Annotated in this window: 14 protein-coding genes; 13 read left to right on the top strand and 1 reads right to left on the bottom strand. The window is 42.6% G+C overall.

Going from position 1 to position 15,093, the window contains the following annotated elements; genetic code table 11:
• Positions 1–2 precede the first annotated feature (2 nt).
• A complete protein-coding gene (locus ACN6MV_RS19550; RefSeq protein WP_419884659.1) occupies positions 3–1,814 on the bottom strand; it encodes a sensor histidine kinase in 1,812 nt (603 codons plus the stop codon).
• A 155-nt stretch (positions 1,815–1,969) separates the two neighbouring features.
• Between ACN6MV_RS19550 and ACN6MV_RS19545 the strand changes: the two genes are divergently transcribed.
• From ACN6MV_RS19545 to sigJ, 13 genes are all read left to right on the top strand, one after another.
• Complete coding sequence (locus ACN6MV_RS19545) at positions 1,970–2,920, top strand: ABC transporter permease (protein WP_042132288.1); 951 nt, start codon at positions 1,970–1,972, stop codon at positions 2,918–2,920.
• Between the two features lie 15 nt (positions 2,921–2,935).
• Positions 2,936–3,808: a carbohydrate ABC transporter permease gene (locus ACN6MV_RS19540; protein ID WP_042129067.1), complete on the top strand. Its 873-nt coding sequence runs from the start codon at positions 2,936–2,938 to the stop codon at positions 3,806–3,808.
• Between the two features lie 211 nt (positions 3,809–4,019).
• The gene (locus ACN6MV_RS19535; RefSeq protein ID WP_042129066.1) at positions 4,020–5,372 is read left to right on the top strand and encodes a sodium-dependent transporter; all 1,353 of its coding nucleotides are present in this window, start codon (positions 4,020–4,022) and stop codon (positions 5,370–5,372) included.
• A gap of 244 nt (positions 5,373–5,616) precedes the next feature.
• Complete coding sequence (locus ACN6MV_RS19530; RefSeq protein ID WP_076121067.1) at positions 5,617–6,288, top strand: GntR family transcriptional regulator; 672 nt, start codon at positions 5,617–5,619, stop codon at positions 6,286–6,288.
• A 20-nt stretch (positions 6,289–6,308) separates the two neighbouring features.
• Positions 6,309–7,469, top strand: a complete 1,161-nt coding sequence (locus ACN6MV_RS19525) for an amidohydrolase (protein WP_419884658.1) — start codon at positions 6,309–6,311, stop codon at positions 7,467–7,469.
• Positions 7,470–7,515: 46 nt separating this feature from the next.
• The gene (locus ACN6MV_RS19520; protein WP_042129059.1) at positions 7,516–8,559 is read left to right on the top strand and encodes a methionine ABC transporter ATP-binding protein; all 1,044 of its coding nucleotides are present in this window, start codon (positions 7,516–7,518) and stop codon (positions 8,557–8,559) included.
• Entirely contained in the window at positions 8,534–9,193 is a 660-nt protein-coding gene (locus ACN6MV_RS19515; RefSeq protein WP_042129057.1) for a methionine ABC transporter permease, read from the top strand. The genes ACN6MV_RS19520 and ACN6MV_RS19515 overlap by 26 nt, the downstream gene beginning before the upstream one ends.
• 31 nt (positions 9,194–9,224) lie before the next feature.
• Positions 9,225–10,244, top strand: a complete 1,020-nt coding sequence (locus ACN6MV_RS19510; protein ID WP_419884657.1) for a uroporphyrinogen decarboxylase family protein — start codon at positions 9,225–9,227, stop codon at positions 10,242–10,244.
• Positions 10,245–10,255: 11 nt separating this feature from the next.
• Positions 10,256–11,083, top strand: coding sequence for a MetQ/NlpA family ABC transporter substrate-binding protein (locus ACN6MV_RS19505; protein ID WP_042129053.1), 828 nt, complete (start codon positions 10,256–10,258; stop codon positions 11,081–11,083).
• Between the two features lie 17 nt (positions 11,084–11,100).
• A complete protein-coding gene (gene proC, locus ACN6MV_RS19500; RefSeq protein ID WP_419884656.1) occupies positions 11,101–11,907 on the top strand; it encodes a pyrroline-5-carboxylate reductase in 807 nt (268 codons plus the stop codon).
• A 2-nt stretch (positions 11,908–11,909) separates the two neighbouring features.
• Complete coding sequence (locus ACN6MV_RS19495) at positions 11,910–12,674, top strand: VOC family protein (protein ID WP_419884655.1); 765 nt, start codon at positions 11,910–11,912, stop codon at positions 12,672–12,674.
• 288 nt (positions 12,675–12,962) lie between these two features.
• On the top strand, positions 12,963–14,147 hold the full coding sequence (locus ACN6MV_RS19490; RefSeq protein WP_419884654.1) for an NAD(P)/FAD-dependent oxidoreductase: 1,185 nt from the start codon (positions 12,963–12,965) through the stop codon (positions 14,145–14,147).
• Between the two features lie 39 nt (positions 14,148–14,186).
• Positions 14,187–15,050 carry an RNA polymerase sigma factor SigJ gene (gene sigJ, locus ACN6MV_RS19485; protein WP_419884653.1) on the top strand — a complete coding sequence of 288 codons (864 nt, stop codon included), beginning with the start codon at positions 14,187–14,189 and terminating at the stop codon, positions 15,048–15,050.
• Positions 15,051–15,093 lie beyond the last annotated feature (43 nt).

Raw genomic sequence — 15,093 nt, 5'->3', positions numbered from 1 at the left:
TGTTAGTCTCCTTGATGTTCCTTTAATTTATAACTATCATCCTCAGTTGGGATTTCCCAGACAATTTCTGTTCGGAATCCACCGAGAGGGGATGGCTTGAAGGTAAGACTTGAATGATTGCCGAACAGGTGCATGATCCGCTGATTCGTATTCCAAAGACCACAACCCATTTCCTCCTGTAAAGGCTCTTGCATTTTACGGTTTAATGCTTCTAGCTGATCCGGATTCAAGCCGGGGCCGTCGTCATCAATATAAATTCTACAGAAACCGTTTGATTTCTCACCACTAATCTTGATCTCGCCTGATGAATAGGACTTCGCTACTCCATGAATCACAGAATTCTCCACCATAGGTTGGAGCATTAGGCGAGGTACAGATTGGCTAAGCATATCCTCAGGAATATAAATATGATAATCAATTCTGCCGTTGCGCAGTTTTTGGATATCTAAATAGTTGACCAAGAGCTTGATTTCTTCCTCCAAAGAAGCCGTCTCCCGTTCCATACGGGTGGTATAACGGTAGTAAGCACTTAAATTATATGCCATTGATACGACAGCGTCTTCATCCTTCATCTGGGCCATATTGATAATATAACCAAGACAGTTATAGAGGAAATGTGGATTAATTTGCGCTTGAAGCTGCTTGAGAGTAGCTTCTCGAGCTCGGATCTTTTCATTAAATACATTTTCTATCAGGTCTTGAATTTGATGGGACATATCATTAAAACGACGGAACAGAAACGAAAACTCATTTTGCTCATTGCTATGAAGCCGTACGGAGTAATCTCCTTGCTGTACGCGCTGTAAACCGCTGACTAGCTTTTTAATTGGATATTGAACGTTTCTATATAGCAGAATGGAAGAGGATACTCCCACAACAAATAGCAGAATCATTGTGATATAGAATAAATCCCGACTAAGAGAAATTGGTTTGAGAATTTGATAAAGCGGGACAACATCTACTAAATGCCAATCCAAAGAGGCTGATTTCACAGAACTGACCAAATAGTTCTTCCCATTTAGTTTCACTACATCCTGAGTTGTATTCTCTGGAGAGTGATTATCCAGGTAATTAACTAGTTCGTCGGATAGCTGCTTGTCCGCGCTACGGTTGAGGATCGGTTTCTCCCCTTTGTGATAGAAGAACGGATCGCCTTGTCCACCTGCTTTGTACGAATCGAGCATGTTCTGAATGTTCGTATAACTAAAACTAGCTTCAATGACTAGGCTACTTCCCGTTAATGTCCCCGGCTGAGCTAAGGAATCCGTTAAGAACCAGTAAAAGGATTTTAGATCGCCTTGAGATTCCACACCATGATCACCGTACGTCCATCTTCCGCTCATATTTGCTTTTAAATAATCCTCGTCATACCCGATGGGTCTGTCGTAATTGGCGATGACATCTTTATTTTGCTGTGAATGAACGGCGTATCTGGTCGGCCAAATATCTGTAACCCCAGCTTGAAGCACCATCTTTTCCTGGAGAATATATCTGGTCTGCATCTGATCATATCGATCTTCCCATACATTTAGTCCATTGAATGCCCTGACGTTGGGATCTCTTGACAGAATAAGAGTGAAGTCCATCATCTGATTAATTCGCGAATCGATCTGATTGGATAAAAAAGTAAGTTGTTTCGTATTGGACGTCTGCAACTCTTTGCCTACAACCTCGAAGGTGACGTTATTTGAAAAGGTATACATGATAATGATGGGAATGAATAGGATTATGATCAAGCTGTTTATTTTGGCAAACAGACTAAATCGAGATTGTAAGTTTCCTCTAAGTATTGTAAAGCGCTTCCATAAATTCATAAATGCCCCTCCAGATGTTGTCCTAATAAAACCCTATCAAGCCTAACAATGTTATATAGTCAAACCTGAGAAACGCCTGATACTATTTATAGCAGAGATCCCCATCACACACAAAATATTTTTTTTGGGAACAGGAGAGAGCTATGGAGGCTAATATGGAGGTTAACTCGATACCACAGGCGAGCCTAGAAAGTCAGCCGAGTAAAAAAAGAAAAAAAGGCTTTAATCAACCATGGATTCTCCATTTTATGGTGTTGCCAGCGGCAATCATGGTTTTTATTTTTTCTTATATTCCGATGTCCGGAATTCTTATGGCATTTCAAGACTATAAACCTGCACTAGGTTTTTTTGATTCCGAGTGGGTCGGACTTAAGCATTTCAGGTACATGTGGGAGAATGATTATTTCCTGTCCATTACGTGGAATACGTTATTTTTTGCTTGCTCCAAAATTGTTTTGAACTTGATTATTCCGTTTATCTTCGCCTTATTGCTTAATGAGGTAAGAAGAATGGGCCTTAAAAGAACTATTCAAACACTCGTTTATCTTCCGCACTTTCTGTCTTGGGTTACACTTTCAGGGATTCTTATTGATATCCTTGCTCAGACAGGTATTGTCAATCAATTCCTCACATCTGTATTCGGCATCAAGCCGATTTTCTTCCTAGGAGACGGCAACTGGTTCAGGTTCACTATCATTGCCAGTGATGTTTGGAAAGAGTTTGGTTTCAATACGATTATCTTTTTAGCGGCACTTTCGGGTATCAATCCATCACTTTATGAAGCTGCTGAAGTGGATGGGGCGGGGCGTTGGAAGCAAACGATGTATATCACAATCCCAGCGTTAATCCCAATCGCTATCGTAATCGCAACCTTGGCACTGGGTAATGTGCTAAATGCAAACTTTGACCAGATCTTTAACTTGTACAGTCCATTGATCTATCAGCAGGGAGATATCATTGATACCTTCGTGTATAGAGAAGGTCTTCTAAGCGGACAGTTCAGTTTCGCAACCGCAGTTAATCTATTTAAATCGTTAATTAGCTTAGTGTTAATCGTAGTCTCTTACCGACTTGCTTATAGATTTGCAGGGTACAGAATTTTCTAGAAAGGATGACAACTGATGTACCATAAAACAATTCCATATCGAATATTCAGTATAATCAATAATGTGTGTTTGACAATCCTTTCCGTGCTCTGCCTGCTACCTTTGTACCACTTACTCATGGTATCTCTTAGTGCATCCGCACCTGCTAATGCTGGATTAGTCACATTCTGGCCGATTGGCTTTACCTTTGAAGCCTATGCAAAGACGTTTAATAATGTCAATTTCCTTAACTCCTTGTGGGTGTCTGTGGAACGGACAGTACTCGGAACAGGTCTAGCGCTGGTGGTAAATACGGTTGCAGCTTATGCGCTGTCTAAGGAAACAAGAGTCTTTCGTGCAAGAAACGTCTATCTTTGGTATTTTGTTGTCACTATGCTATTCAGCGGAGGTCTGATACCGGGTTACATTCTAATTCTGAAGCTTGGTCTTATGAATTCATTGATGGCACTTATTCTTCCTGGATTAGTGGCTGTATTTAACATCATTTTGCTTCTGAATTTCTTCCGTACCGTACCTAAAGACCTTGAGGAAGCAGCTTTTATTGATGGGGCAGGACACTTTCAGACCTTTGTGAAAATATATTTACCGGTCTCCTTACCTGTTATTGCGACCGTTTCTCTATTCCTTATGGTAGGACACTGGAACGCTTATTTTGACGGTATTATTTATATCAGAGATGCAGACAAGCTTCCGCTAGCAACGTTTATGCAGACGATTATCGTTCAGGCAGATATGTCTAAGCTTGATCCGGCCGCCGTTGCTAATTTATCACAGCGAACCATCCGGGCCTCGCAGATTTTCATTAGTGCTTTGCCAATTCTATTGGTTTATCCTTTCCTGCAACGTTTCTTTGTAACTGGGATTGTGGTAGGGGCTGTAAAAGAATAATTTCTTTTTAGAAAAAGAATTTGAAGAAGGAGCTACGGTTCTAGTCCAAGACTAGGGCATGTAGCTCCTTTTTTTTTTTGATGAATTTCATGTCTAATTTGGATAATTATTGAAAACGATATAAATATTCAGAAAATTTTCATATGACGATCATGCTAACATAGGCTATAATGAGGTCTAAAAAAAGAAAAAAAGAAAACGGGGCATAAGAATGAATCAATTTAAAGGTGAAAAAAATCTTCTCTCGGAGAAGAAGGAGCGATTCTCTTCCGCCGGCTTTATTTTCGCAGCTATCGGAAGCTCAGTAGGTCTGGGGAATATGTGGAAATTTCCGTATATTACTGGAGAAAATGGAGGAGCGGCTTTTTTCCTTCTCTTCATTGTATGTCTAGTATTGATCGGTTTACCGGTATTGCTGGCAGAGCTGGCCATCGGTCGCAGCGGACGTGGAAGCGCGGCTACTGCATTTGTACGTGCCGGAGGCGGGAAGAGCTGGATGGCGGTCGGATTTCTGCAAGTCCTTGCACCATTTTTAATTCTATCCTTTTATATCATTGTTGCAGGATGGACGCTGAACTACGCAATGATCGCATTTAATGGACAATTGTTTAGTTCTAGTAATTATGCAGGTGAATTCAACTCCTTTATCTCTGGACCTATGCCGATTGTTTGGCAGGGGATAGCAATCCTTATAACAGCGGGTGTAGTTATTCTTGGAGTATCAGGCGGGATTGAGAAATTTAATAAAGTATTAATCCCTGGTCTAGTCGTTCTTCTTTTTGTATTGATGATTCGCGCAGTAACCTTACCGGGTGCAGAAGAAGGGGTATCCTTTTTCCTAAAACCGGACTTCTCGGTATTAACGGCGGAATCTGCGCTAGTCGCATTGGGACATGCTTTCTTTTCATTGTCGCTAGGGATGGGAATACTCCTGACCTACGGCTCTTATGTGGATAAAAAACAATCGCTAGGAACTGCAGCGCTCGCAGTCGGGGCGGGAGATTTGTTATATGCGTTTATCGCAGGATTAATCATTTTTCCGACGACTTTCTCATTTGGCATTGCTCCCGATCAAGGCCCTTCGCTAATTTTCATTGCTTTGCCGGCAGCTTTCTCAGCTATGCCGTTTGGTGCATTCTTTGGCGGTCTGTTCTTTATTTTGCTGGCGATTGCGGCTTTAACCTCTGCTGTTTCCCTGCTTGAGGTACCTGTATCTTTCGCGATGGAGCGCTGGAATTGGAGCCGGAAACGTTCAGTTTGGATTTTGTCGCTAGTATGTTTCCTACTCAGTGTTCCTTCGGCGATGTCTCTGGGAATGTTCCCTGAGCTATCGTTTGGCGGCAAAGCGCTATTCGATTGGGTGGATTTTGTAACCTCTAACATTATGTTGCCACTAGGCGGTTTGCTGGTTACCATCTTTGCCGGTTATTTCTGGAAAGGGGCAGCAGAAGCGGCTGGGCTTAAGGCAGGTTGGTTCCGCGTTTGGTTGTTTATGCTCCGGTATGTTGCGCCGATTCTGGTATTTTTGGTATTGCTTCATACCTCAGGGATTATTAAATTTTAATTTAATTCAATGTCTAAAAAATCATCAAAAAAAGCTCTACGACCCTTGTGGTTGTAGAGCTTTTTTTGATATTGAAGATAAATACATTATTCCTCTAAATCCTACTTGACTAGGTGGATTAATTGGAATATAGTATAAAAAAGATTGAACGAATCCATTCAAAACTAATAATTGTATACAATTATACAAATATATTGTTGAGGCTCTCTTGCCTGACAGATTATCGATGAGGAGCTACATAGATATGGCGATTCGAACACGAAGGCTGTCAAAGGATAATACCTACGATGCATTAAAACAAAAAATTATTGATAGTGAATTAGAGCCGGATCAACCTGTACATGAAGAAAATTTGGCGGCGTTATTAGGAGTTAGTCGTACGCCACTAAGAGAGGCCATACAGAGATTGGAGAACGAGGATTTTCTCATTCGACAGCCAAATGGAAGACTGCGGGTAGCTTCTGTGACACTCAAAGAGGTTGAAGAAATATTTCATATTCGCAGCATGCTGGAGGGTTATATTGCAAGAAGTGCAGCTAAGCATGCTACAGAGAAAGATATTGTTAATTTAACGACAATGATTACCAAAATGAAACACTCCTTCCAGCTTGGCGACAATCAGAATTTCGTTACCTATGGATTTGAGTTCCATGATTATTTATCAGAAATCAGTGAGCTTAGAACGTTCGAAAAAGTTCTGAATCAATTAAGAGATCATTCCCTTCGTTATTGTCGTTTCGTCTCCATGCATGGAGATTGGAATACACAGGCAGATGAAGAACATGATCTGATCTTGCAAATGATTGCTGACCACAATGAAGATGGCGCTGAAAAAGCAATGCGAGATCATATTTTAAGCAGTCTAGCTACTGCACTTGACCGGATTAAAGGTATTGAAGAAAAGTTGGAAGCATAAAGAAAGGGGAGCACTATACTATGAATTTACTTAATGAAGTTGATCAAGCTTTAGCAAATCAATTAATAGATGTTCGAAGAAACCTGCACAGAGAGCCTGAATTAGCTTATGAAGAATTTAAGACCACTGAGAAATTACGAGAATGGCTGACTAACGCCAATATTCATATTTTAGACCTTCCATTACAAACCGGACTTATTGCAGAGATCGGGCAAGGTAACGGACCTGTTGTAGCCATTCGCTGTGATATTGATGCACTTCCGATAGAGGAACAGACTGGATTATCTTTTGCTTCTGAGATTCCTGGGAAAATGCATGCTTGTGGGCACGATTTTCATACGGCTACGATTCTAGGAGCTGCCTTATTGTTAAAGGCACGTGAAAGTGAATTGCCTGGCAAGGTTAGAGTATTGTTCCAACCAGCAGAAGAAACAGGGCATGGGGCGGAAAGTGTCTTAGCATCAGGAGGACTCAAGGGTGTAGATGCAATATTTGGTCTACATAATTCACCAGACCTGCCAACTGGAGCATTTGGAACTAGAACGGGAGCTTTAACAGCAGGTGTTGATCGGTTTGAAATCACGGTAAAAGGTGTCGGCGCTCATGCGGCTACTCCGGAAAAAGGTGTAGATTCCATTGTCACTGCGGCTCAGATCATTACGTCGCTACAAACCATTGTTAGCCGCCAAAATAGCACCACTGAACCAGTTGTGTTAAGTGTCACCAGAATTAATGGGGGCTTCACATGGAATGTCCTGCCGGAAAAAGTGGAATTAGAAGGTACGGTGCGAACTTACAATGAAGAGATCCGTCACCAAATTCCAGTCCAAATGACTCGAATTATTGAAGGGATTGCTGCAGCTGCTGAAGCAGAGGCTAAGCTACATTGGTATCCAGGACCACCAGCAACGATTAATCATGGAGAATGGGCTGACTTTACCAAAGAGGTCGCTTCAGATGCCGGATATATAGTACATGATATCCCTCCGCAAATGGGAGGAGAAGATTTCTCTTTTTATTTACAACAGATACCGGGTGCTTTTGTAAATATAGGATCAGGCCCAGCCTATGCTTTACATCACCCTCAGTTCGATGTGGATGAAGCTGCGATTTTACCCGCTGCGAAGTACTTCGCTTTATTGGCAGAAAAAGCGCTGGTGAAGCTACAAGTCAAAGCTTAATTAATCTCCTAGACCTAAATCCTAAAGATGATTGAGAGGAATGTATATGATTGAACTAAAACAGGTTTCCAAAACGTTCACTCGGAAAGGAATCACGATTGATGCTCTTAAAGGGATCGATTTAAAGGTTGATAAAGGCGATATCTTTGGCGTTATCGGCTATAGTGGTGCGGGGAAAAGTACATTAATTCGTTTAGTCAATTATTTGGAAAGACCGACAGAAGGACAAGTATTTGTTGCCGGGCGTGATTTAGGAACCTATAACGATAAAGAGCTGCGTGCGGCTAAGAAGAATATCGGCATGATTTTTCAACATTTTAATCTATTAGAATCTAAAAAAGTATTTGATAATGTAGCGATTCCTCTGGTTCTTCTAAAAAAGAATAAGAATGAAATCCGTCAGCGTGTACAAGAGTTGCTAGAGTTTGTTGGATTAAGTGACAAAGCGGGGAGTTATCCCAGTGAATTGTCAGGTGGGCAGAAGCAGCGTGTAGGGATTGCTAGAGCACTTGCCTCGAATCCATCTATCCTTTTATGTGATGAAGCGACTTCTGCCTTAGATCCACAGACAACCCATTCTATTTTACAGCTATTAAAAAAGATCAATGCAGAGTACAACATTACAGTGATGATCATTACACATGAAATGTCTGTCATTCAAGAGATTTGTAATAAGGTAGCGGTCATGGAAGAAGGCCGGATTATAGAGCAAGGTAGCGTACTAGATGTATTCGGTAGCCCCAAGCATAAGACCACTCAAAATTTTGTGAAGACAGTTATTCAGAACAGCATTACACCGAGCGTGCAAAAAACCATTAAAACGGCGCCTGGCAGTGTTCTTCATAAGCTTAATTTTGTTGGTGAAAGTGCATCTGAGCCTATCCTGTTCGAAATGATTCGTTCCTTTGATGTGATGGTCAATATTTTATTTGCGAATACGACGGAGATTCAGGAAACGACACTGGGCACAGTAATTATTCAATGCAGTGGAGATACAGCTGAAATTAACAATGCGTTATCTTTCTTAAAACGTCATGGAGTCGGTGTAGAGGAGGTAGAATCTAATGTTTTCGACCACATTAACAGGTGATCAATTTCTGCAGGCGATTATTGAAACGATTCAGATGGTTGGCGTCTCCTTGTTTGTTGGCTCTTTGATTGGGATTCCTTTTGGGATATTGCTTGTAATCACTCGTCCTGGTGGTGTTTTGGAGAACAAAGCGCTTTACGCCATACTTAATCCGATTATTAACATCATACGTTCTCTGCCATTTATTATTTTACTTGTGGCAATCGTACCTTTCACACGTTTGATTGTTCATACTTCGATTGGCACAAGCGCAGCGATCGTACCATTAATTATCTATATTGCTCCTTACATTGGACGTTTGGTAGAGAACTCCTTGCTTGAAGTGAACCCGGGAATTCTTGAAGCCGCCGAAGCGATGGGGGCTACGCCATTTCAAGTAATATGGTACTTTTTATTGCCAGAGGCGGTTGGATCATTAATTCTGTCTTTGACAACGGCAACGATCGGGTTGATCGGTGCTACTGCAATGGCTGGAACGGTTGGAGGCGGCGGTGTCGGAGACTTGGCGATTGTATATGGATACCAACGTTTTGATACGGTTGTCGTGGTAGCTACCGTGATCATTCTCATTATTTTAGTGCAAGGCATTCAATCCTTAGGTAACACGCTAGCGAGAAAAATTCGCCGTTATTAGTCATTACATATTCCGGGAGGGAGTTTGGCAGATGAGTGAATGGAGTAAGCAAGATCGATTTAACGCAATATTATCCGGTGAAAAGGCAGATCGTCCAATTGTAAGTGGGTGGCGTCATTTTATCGACAAAGAACAAACAGCAGATGACCTAGCACAAACTACGATTTCTTTCACGAAGCAATATGATTGGGACTGGGTCAAGATTAATCCTAGAGCGACTTATTTGGCGGAAGCTTGGGGCAATCAATATGATTTTACGGACTATCAGACTGTATTTCCTAGGCAGCAAACGACTGCGATTCCATCAGCGACTAATCTATGGGATATTGAAGTCAAAAAGGCTGTGCATACAGCTTCCTTGGCAGAACACTTAGACGGGGTTAGAAAAATTCGTCAAGGACTACCTGATACCCCACTAATCCAAACGGTATTTTCTCCATTGACTGTATTGCTATTTATTGTAGGGCGTTCTGCTTATGTTACAAAAACAGTGTTTGGCATTGAGCATCCGGTAACTTTGGAGTCGTTATTTAAGGAGCATCGTGCGGCAGCACACCATGCGTTACATGCAATTTCATTAACCTTAGCCGATTATGTACAAGAGCTGCAGCATGTGGGTTCTGACGGCTTATTCTACGCTGTGACAGGCACCGCTCATCCAGGATTATTTAATGAAGCCATGTTTGATGAGTTCTCCAGACCCTATGATTCTATAGTCTTAGAAGCTGCAAGCTATGGCAAAAACATTCTCCATACTTGTGGAGCCTATGCACAGCCTGAGAAATTTAATGATTATCGAATTGATGGGATCAGCTGGGATACTGTAGCCGAGGGGAACCCAGGTTTAGAGGCGGATCTCAAAGCTACTAAAGTAGGTGGCGTCGATCATGGGTTGTTCGCTGTAAACGATATCGCACAAATTAAGCAGCAGGCTAAAGAAGCATTGACATTAATGAAAGACCAGCCTTTTATTCTTTCTCCAAATTGCGCTATCCCGCTTAATGTGACGGATGAGGCGTTAGCACAACTAAAACAATCTATATTTGAATAGGAGATGAAGTTATGAAAAAGTTGATAGTAGTGTTGATGATTGGGGTTCTAGCGGTGTTGACGGCTTGCGGGAATAGTCAATCCGATAATTCCGGAGATAAGAAGAAGCTTACCATTGGATTTGGTGTGGGAACTTATGAGGAGCAATTCCGCCAATCGATTCTACCCATCCTAGAGAAACAAGGCTATACCGTTGAAATTAAGTCCTTTTCACAAAATATGCAGGTCAATCCAGCGATGAAGGAAGGCTCTATTGACGCAAGTATCTTCCAAAGCACAGCATATATGGAGGCAATCAACAAAGAAATCAAAGCAGACATGGTAGGAATTGCTTATGCGCCTGGTGCACCACAAGGTCTTTATTCCGTAAATCATACAACACTTGACGATGTTAAAGATGGTACAACCGTAGCTGTTCCGAATGATCCGGTTAACCAAGAGCGTGCACTGCGTATCCTTGAAGAATTGGGCTGGATCAAGATTAAAGATGGCGCGGGCGTAGCTGATTTTAACATCAACAGTATGGAGCCGGATAAATATAACATTGATATTAAAATATTGGATCCTGCTCAAATCCTTGTTTCACTGCAAGATGTTGATTACGGCGTTGTAAACGGGAATTATATTGCTAATTCAGACAGAAAGATTACGGATGCCTTGAAAATCGAAAATACGCCTATGGAACACAGAATTATCGTATCGGTTAATAAAAAGGATGAAAATACACAGTGGGCGAAAGACTTGAAAGCCGCTTATGAATCTAAAGAGTTCGAAGAATATATTCGTGGAATAGAGAAATATGATGGTTTCATTCTGCCTGAAGCATGGGACAACAATTAATGAGGGATGTGAATGTTGTGACACAAGAGAAGATCCATTTTATTGGTGGAGGACAGATGGCGGAAGCGATCATTCGTGCATCTTTATCCAATAACACCCTGTCTGTAGATCAAATTAGTGTATCAGACATTAATGAGACCCGTCTTCAGTTTTTGAATACCAAATACGGAGTAGATACGAAAAGCTCGCAAGAGCAAAGCCTAGCTACAGCAGATCTGATTGTGGTTGCGGTGCGGCCACAGGATGATTTGACTACACTTGGACAAATTGTACAGCAATTTGCTACATCCACTTCCGCAATCGTATCGATTGTGGCGGGTGTGACGAATGAACAATTAGCCGGGTATTTTGGAGCTGATCGTTCCATAATCCGAGTTATTCCCAATACTTTGACGGATACAGGCTACGGATATAGCGGTGTTGCGTTAAATGCTCACGCTACGCGTGATCAAGTGGAGCATTTCTTACTCGGATTTGGTAAGGTGCAATATCTGAATGAGGCATTGATGGATATTTTCACTGGATTTGGTGTGGCTGGCCCCAACTATATTTATTATTTCATTGAATCTTTTGTAGATGCAGGTGTACTTGCCGGACTGCCGCGTGAGCAAGCCTGGAAGGTAGCGCTGGAGAACGTTATGGGATCGGTTGCTATGCTGCAGCAGACAGGACTGCATCCAAGACAACTGCTTGATATTAATAATTCACCAGGCGGTGTCGGAATGCATGGCTTGTTCGAATTAAATAACAGTGATTTCGCAGCAGGTCTGCAAAGAAGTGTTCTGGCAGCTGTGAAGCGTACTACTGAGCTGGGAGTGAAGTAATCATGGCAACGGTGAAATGGGATCATTTAGTACACTACGTCAATGATCTGGCCAAACCGGTTGAAATTTTTGGAGATCATGGATTGGTTGCTTTTAAGGGAGGCTCTCATAAAGATTGGGGCACATATAATTCATTAAGTTATTTCGGGCTGACCTATCTCGAATTTCTGGGTATTGAGAATCTTGAGCTAGCAAAGGCGACGGAACATAATCTAGTGGTGCAAGACGCGGTAAAACTTCTACCTGAGCATGAAGTCTTAAGCAGAGTAGTCATCCGGACAGATGATATTGAAGAAGTAGTGGCTTCCCTGAAAGCAGCGGGTTTATCATTATCTCCAATTATCGATGGGAAGCGTCTAGATAACGAGGGAAGATTAATCGAGTGGCGCATGATGACTATCGGTGGTGACTTTCAAGGCCTAGTCTATCCGTTCATCATTCAATGGAGCGGAACAGATGCAGAGAGGTTAGAAAGATTAACTTCGTCTGGAGTCATCCGGCCTCATCCTGCTGGTCATGTCGAAATCGTGCGCGCTGTATTCCATGTCTCTGACCCTGCAGCTACTGCTAACCATTGGGGAACGTTATTCGGATTGCCTGTAACAGAGTCAGACGACAGTACTTTTATCCTTACGATTGAAGATAAGTCTTTTGCATTCGTGCATGGGGATGAGAACCAGTTCAAGCAGGTGATTTTTGAAACGGATTCGTTAGCGCTGAAAGGGAAGACGATTCAGATCGGTGACGGGGAGTATGTTTTTGTATAAGGCATTAGTTTCTTTATAATTTAAGATCAAAAGACTTGCTCGAAGTCATCGATACTTCGAGCAAGTCTTTTTGCTATCCATAGACTTATACTGAATAGCTATGTTTTTGTAGTATAAACATGTTTGCCCACATCATTCAACAAGTACTTTAGCTTGATTGGTAGTTTGCTAAATAGGATATGATAACTTTTTTAAGTAAAGATAATCGGCAGTCATCGAAATATCGTTGTTGTCACAAAACGACTCCTTATCTCGTTTTATATGCAGACGGAATAAGGAGTGGTTGCAATGAAAGAATTGACATGCATCGTTATTGGCGGAGGATATGCAGGTATTAATGCAGTTAAAGCGATTCGGAAAACATTTAAGGGGCAAGCAAGTAAACGAACACTCCGACTTATTTTAATAGATAAGAACCCTTATCACTTTCGCAAAGTATTGCTTTTTAAGCCCGCGGTCGGAGATGAAGAGATTACTATCCCTCTGACTAGGTTATTTCCCGAGGGGGTTGAATTCGTTCAGGCTACTGTAACGAAAATCGAATCAGAGGAAAGAAGGCTACTCTGTCAGGATGCTGTAGGAAATAAGAATTCGATAAAATATGACTTCCTCGTTCTGGCGGTGGGCAGCGTCGTGCGGCAACCCGACCCTGATCAAGGAGGTATGGCATTAGCGAGTTTAGACGCTGCGTGGAAGATCCGAGAGGCATGGCGCGCGAATATAAAGAAAGCTGTAAAGGAAAAAAGCTCGAAAGAACGTCAGAGATTAATGACCATTGCCGTTGTTGGAGCGGGCATAAGCGGCATCGAGACATCTGCCGAACTAGCTTATTTTTTTCGTGATGATGCGATATCATTGGGACTTGACCCGAATGCTGTAAGGATAAATTTATTTAACGCGAATAAGAGACTTTTCCCAGAAGGCCCGGCAAAAGTAGGGCTTAAACTGGAACGTTCACTTGACGCTATCGGAGTAACTACCTTACATGGAAGTAGGGTGTTACAGGAGAAAGAGGGGGTTTTAACCTTATCTAACGGCGAGACGATGTCCGCTGGCCTATGTGTCTGGACACTGGGGCTGTTACCCAACCCAATGCTGCAAAGCATCGGGTTACCGATCAATCCGGAAGGATACGTGATCGTAGATGCAAGTTATCGGGTTCAAGGGGCCCAGGGTGTATACAGTATCGGCGACTGCGCGCGAATCGTAGATCCTGCTAGTGGACGGGTGGACGGGAAGACGTGTAAGGAAGCGACCGCCCAAGCAGCAAGGCTTGGAAAGATTTTATCGGCGGATATTGCAGGGCGTCCGGCACCCATGCATAAGGAATTTATTGACTTTTTTTGTTTTGCCTTAGGTCCGGAGCAGGGTATGGTATGGACACATCAATGGGGGTTAGATATTATTTTTACAGGAAAGCTGGGTTGGCGTATAAGGAAATTCACATGGGATTCGGCAAGTCTGTTAAAATAATGTGAACAGAGGGTTAGTGGAAAAGGGTGGAATTTTAAGATGCAAGAGTTATATGAGCATTATAAAGGGCTGCTTTTTACGCTTGCCTACCAACTGACTGGATCGGTCTCCGATGCGGAGGACGCTGTGCAGGACGTATTCCTGAAGTTGTATGATGTAGAGCTGGATCGATTGGTTGAACCTAAAGCATATTTGTGCAAAATGGTAACTAATCGCTGTCGGGATTTATTCAATTCGGCGCGTAAGCGGAGGGAAAAGTATTTCGGGCAATGGCTTCCTGAGCCCCTTCTTACTCCGAATGATGAATCGTTTGAATCGGTTGTTCAAGGCGAGCTGCTGTCTTATGCTATGCTCGTATTGCTTGAAAGGCTGTCCCTTACGGAACGGGCAGTGTTCGTGCTTCGTGAGGCGCTCGGCTTTGAATATGCTAATATTGCTGAACTCGTTGGCAAAAGCGAAGCGAATTGCCGCAAGCTGATCAGCCGTGCGAGAGGAAAAATGGGGATTACCCCCGATGAACCAGTCAATCCCGAAGCTGCAAGCGAAGAGTGGGTCCGTCGACTCTTAGCGGCTCTCGAACAGGGTGACGTGGATAGGGTTATATCCATGCTCGCCAAAGATGTCGTGTTGGTCTCAGATGGAGGGGGTAAAGCCTCTGCCGCCGTCCATCCTATTGAATCGCGCGATCTCGTCGCCCGTTTCCTTCTCGGCTTAACTCGTAAGGCTCCTCATTACGAAGGAGGCATGCATGTAGAAATGAGGGATATAAATGGCCAAACAGGACTCGTTGTCCGTTCAGGAGATGGCATCGTTACTGTTGCGCTAATGCATGTCGAGAGAAATTCGATTCGCAACTTATACTTTGTTAGGAACCCAGATAAGCTGAGGCATTTATTGAAATGAACAGAGGATTTGAAAAAATCGCCGTTAGAACCGTTATGGAGAT

Origin of the sequence: Paenibacillus sp. B-A-8, from assembly GCF_048572915.1 — a bacterium.
Classification (GTDB): Bacteria; Bacillota; Bacilli; order Paenibacillales; family Paenibacillaceae; genus Paenibacillus_AQ.
This window is presented reverse-complemented; position numbering and strand designations above follow the sequence as displayed.

Coding starts and splice junctions, on each gene's coding strand:
- ACN6MV_RS19550 (WP_419884659.1), bottom strand. CDS start 1,814: ATGAATTTATGGAAGCGCTTTACAATACTTAGAGGAAACTTACAATCT.
- ACN6MV_RS19545 (WP_042132288.1), top strand. CDS start 1,970: ATGGAGGTTAACTCGATACCACAGGCGAGCCTAGAAAGTCAGCCGAGT.
- ACN6MV_RS19540 (WP_042129067.1), top strand. CDS start 2,936: ATGTACCATAAAACAATTCCATATCGAATATTCAGTATAATCAATAAT.
- ACN6MV_RS19535 (WP_042129066.1), top strand. CDS start 4,020: ATGAATCAATTTAAAGGTGAAAAAAATCTTCTCTCGGAGAAGAAGGAG.
- ACN6MV_RS19530 (WP_076121067.1), top strand. CDS start 5,617: ATGGCGATTCGAACACGAAGGCTGTCAAAGGATAATACCTACGATGCA.
- ACN6MV_RS19525 (WP_419884658.1), top strand. CDS start 6,309: ATGAATTTACTTAATGAAGTTGATCAAGCTTTAGCAAATCAATTAATA.
- ACN6MV_RS19520 (WP_042129059.1), top strand. CDS start 7,516: ATGATTGAACTAAAACAGGTTTCCAAAACGTTCACTCGGAAAGGAATC.
- ACN6MV_RS19515 (WP_042129057.1), top strand. CDS start 8,534: ATGTTTTCGACCACATTAACAGGTGATCAATTTCTGCAGGCGATTATT.
- ACN6MV_RS19510 (WP_419884657.1), top strand. CDS start 9,225: ATGAGTGAATGGAGTAAGCAAGATCGATTTAACGCAATATTATCCGGT.
- ACN6MV_RS19505 (WP_042129053.1), top strand. CDS start 10,256: ATGAAAAAGTTGATAGTAGTGTTGATGATTGGGGTTCTAGCGGTGTTG.
- ACN6MV_RS19495 (WP_419884655.1), top strand. CDS start 11,910: ATGGCAACGGTGAAATGGGATCATTTAGTACACTACGTCAATGATCTG.
- ACN6MV_RS19490 (WP_419884654.1), top strand. CDS start 12,963: ATGAAAGAATTGACATGCATCGTTATTGGCGGAGGATATGCAGGTATT.
- sigJ (WP_419884653.1), top strand. CDS start 14,187: ATGCAAGAGTTATATGAGCATTATAAAGGGCTGCTTTTTACGCTTGCC.